Origin of the sequence: Mesorhizobium sp. M7A.F.Ca.CA.002.05.1.1 (genome assembly GCF_003998335.1) — a bacterium.
Taxonomy (GTDB): domain Bacteria; phylum Pseudomonadota; class Alphaproteobacteria; order Rhizobiales; family Rhizobiaceae; genus Mesorhizobium.
In genome coordinates this window covers 1-3,344 of sequence record NZ_RZQI01000669.1, presented here as the reverse complement: position 1 = coordinate 3,344, position 3,344 = coordinate 1, and the positions used below count along the sequence as shown (strand labels likewise).

General features: G+C 63.1%; 3 protein-coding genes. 1 reads left to right on the top strand and 2 read right to left on the bottom strand.

Features of this window, described 5'->3' with window-relative positions:
- Positions 1–334, top strand: a 334-nt coding sequence (locus EN939_RS26310; protein ID WP_335930804.1) for a hypothetical protein, incomplete at its 5' end; no start/stop codon positions are given.
- Between the two features lie 48 nt (positions 335–382).
- Here EN939_RS26310 and EN939_RS26305 read toward each other — a convergent pair.
- Together EN939_RS26305 and ilvD are read right to left on the bottom strand one after the other, a co-directional pair.
- The gene (locus tag EN939_RS26305) at positions 383–1,222 is read right to left on the bottom strand and encodes a tetratricopeptide repeat protein (RefSeq protein ID WP_127270686.1); all 840 of its coding nucleotides are present in this window, start codon (positions 1,220–1,222) and stop codon (positions 383–385) included.
- Positions 1,209–2,933: a dihydroxy-acid dehydratase gene (ilvD, locus tag EN939_RS26300; protein ID WP_127270685.1), complete on the bottom strand. Its 1,725-nt coding sequence runs from the start codon at positions 2,931–2,933 to the stop codon at positions 1,209–1,211. Before ilvD ends, EN939_RS26305 begins: the two co-directional genes overlap by 14 nt.
- Positions 2,934–3,344: the final 411 nt, after the last annotated feature.

Here is a 3,344-nt window from a genome sequence, read left to right as displayed (position 1 = left end):
GTTCATTGCGGTCCAGCATGGCGGCTGGGGTTCCATGAGCACACGATTTCATCTTTGTCCGATCGGCCTGGCATTTGCCATGGCCGCTCCCGGTGCGGCATTTGCCGACCAGGAATGCTTGGCCAATGGAAAATCCTACCAGCTTGGCCAGGTCGCCTGCCTGACGGTTGCCGACCGGAGCCATCTGGCCCGCTGCGACATGGTGCTCAACAACACATCGTGGACGAAGATCGGGGATAGCTGCCCGGAAAACACCTTGGCGCCACACCCCCATGTCACGCCGATCTCGACGCCGGCGCCCAGCATGGTGCCGACGGAGCCGATCGAGAACTGATCGCGATCGAAATCGAGTGCTGCTGGTGAAGCTGACGCAGCCGCGAGACTACTGGTCCGCGTTGTTGCCCTTGGTGAGGATATCATCGGCCAGCGAGATGGCGGTGCGGCGGTCGGCCTCGCCGGCGGTGGCAAATGCCTCTTCCTGCATGCCGCGGATCCAGGGCTGGTCAGCCGGCGAAGCGCGTTCGAGCGCTGCCGTCATCATCGCCAGGCCGCGAACGATCTTGCCGCTCTGGAACAACAAATGGCCCAGTGTCGCCTGGGCGCCGGCATGGCCTTTCTCGGCGGCGAGTTGGAACCAGCGCCCGGCCTGCTTGACACTGGCCTTCACGCCGCCCTCGCCCTTCAAGAACATCTGCCCCATCTCGAACTGCGCGTTCGGATTGCGGTAGTTGGCGGCGGCGCGCATGTAATATTCCTGGGCCGCCACCTCGTTCTCGGCGACCGGGCTGCCGGGAATGCCCGTGCGCAAATAGTCGCCAAGCGCCACCAGCGCGTCGGAGACATAGCTTTCCTCAGGCGAGCCGGGCTCGACGTCCTGGTCAACGATCTCGGAGAAGAACTTGAACGCCTCATAGTCATCGCGCGCCACGCCGTCGCCCTCGGCATACATGCGGGCAAGCTTCCAGGTGGCACCGATCTGGCCGTTTTCGGCAGCGTATTTGTAGGCCTCGGCAGCCTGTTCCTTGTGGCCGTTCTTGTAGGCGGAGAAGCCGAACTGGAAGACCGCCCAGGGGCTGGATTGCGGCTTCACCCCGGTCTTGTCGTCGAACACCTTGTCGTCGAAGGCCATGGCCTGGCCCACGGCGCCAAAGGTCGCGCCAAATGTGGCGGCCACGACCAGTGCCGAAAAGACAGACGACCTCAACAACTCAGATGTCCGCATAACAGTGTGTTTCTTTCGCACCGCCCGGATGGGTCACCGCGCCATCGCGCGCCGGCCCTACCGTCTGTGCATATTTCCATATCGCGCCCGACTGATAGTCGGTCGTGCGCGCCTTCCATGTCTTTGCCCTCGCCGCCAGTTCGCTATCGGACAACGCCACGTCGATCGTGCCGTTCACCGCGTCGATCGAGATCACGTCACCATCCCTGAGCAGTCCGATCGGGCCGCCCACGGCTGCTTCGGGGCCGACATGGCCGATGCAGAAGCCGCGCGTCGCGCCCGAAAAGCGCCCGTCGGTGATCAGCGCCACCTTGCCGCCCATGCCCTGGCCGTACAGCGCTGCCGTCGTCGACAGCATCTCGCGCATGCCGGGGCCGCCGCGCGGCCCTTCGTAGCGGATGACGAGAACCTCGCCTTCCCTGTAGTTGCGATGCGTCACCGCCTCGAAACATTCCTCTTCCGAATCGAAGCAGCGTGCCGGGCCGGAGAACTTCAACTCCGCCATGCCCGCGACCTTCACGATCGCGCCTTCGGGGGCAAGGTTTCCCTTCAAGCCCACGACACCGCCGGTTTGGGTAATGGGTGTGTTGGCCGGGCGGACCACATCCTGATGCTCATTCCAGACAACGTGCTGCATGTTTTCGGCCAAAGTGCGGCCAGTCACGGTCATGCAGTCGCCATGCAGATAGCCGTGGTCGAGCAGCGTCTTCATCAGCAGCGGAATGCCGCCGGCCTCGAACATGTCCTTGGCGACATATTTGCCGCCCGGCTTGAGGTCGGCGATGTAAGGCGTCTTCTCGAAGATCTTGGCCACGTCGAACAGGTCGAACTTGATGCCGGCCTCGTGGGCGATCGCCGGCAGATGCAGTGCCGCGTTGGTCGAACCGCCGGTGGCCGAGACCACGGTCGCCGCATTCTCCAGCGCCTTCAGAGTGACGATGTCGCGCGGCCGGATATTTTTCGCGATCAGCTCCATGATCTTTTCGCCGGAGGCGAAATTGAACCGGTCGCGCATTTCATAGGGTGCCGGCGCGCCGCAGGAATAGGGCAGCGCCAGGCCGATCGCCTCGGCGACGGTGGCCATGGTGTTGGCGGTGAACTGGGCGCCGCAGGAGCCGGCCGACGGGCAGGCCGCCTGCTCGATTTCGAGAAGTTCGGCATCATCGATGGTGCCTACCGAATGCTGGCCAACCGCCTCGAACACATCCTGCACGGTGATCTGGCGGCCGCGATAGCTGCCGGGCAGGATCGAACCGCCATAGATGAAGATCGACGGCACGTTGAGCCGCACCATGGCCATCATCATGCCGGGCAGCGACTTGTCGCAGCCGGCGAGCCCGACCAGCGCATCGTAGCAATGGCCGCGCATGGTGAGTTCGACCGAATCGGCGATGACCTCGCGCGACACCAGCGACGACTTCATGCCCTGGTGACCCATGGCGATGCCGTCGGTGACGGTGATGGTGCAGAATTCGCGCGGCGTGCCGCTGGCGGACGCGACGCCCTTCTTGACCACCTGCGCCTGGCGCATCAGCGAGATGTTGCAGGGCGCCGCCTCGTTCCAGCAGGAGGCGACCCCGACCAGCGGCTGCGCAATCTCGGCCGCCGACAAACCCATGGCATAGAGATAGGAACGATGCGGCGCACGCGCCGGACCGACGGTCACATAGCGGCTAGGGAGCTTAGCCTTGGAGATGACTTTGGCGTCCATACTCTTCCTTGCCCCATCTTCCCTGCAAATGGGGCGGAGCGGCTGCCCCCTCGCCGAGCCTTTTGGCGCGTGTCCCGAGACCAGATCGAGGTGCGCCGGGTTTATGGCGGGAAATAGGCAATTTCCTCAGCCCGGCTTCCAGCGCAGGGGTTGCTCAGAAAGTGTTGCCAAAACATCACAATAGCAGGAGGCGCAGGCGGTGCGAATTATATGCAACGCACTTTGGATGAGACAAATCGGGGCGATGCGATCCCAAACAAAAAAGGCCGGGTAATCCCCGGCCTTTCAGACTGCTGACAAACCCCGTCGATTTTCGGCGGGGTTTTTTGTTATGTGATTGAAGTGTCTTGGACTGTTTGTGTCAGGAGATTTTGACAAGAGGCATTGAGCCTCATGCGCGGGCCGGCTTGG

Excerpts from the sequence above, each read along its gene's own strand:
- EN939_RS26305 (WP_127270686.1), bottom strand. The coding sequence starts at position 1,222 with ATGCGGACATCTGAGTTGTTGAGGTCGTCTGTCTTTTCGGCACTGGTC.
- ilvD (WP_127270685.1), bottom strand. The coding sequence starts at position 2,933 with ATGGACGCCAAAGTCATCTCCAAGGCTAAGCTCCCTAGCCGCTATGTG.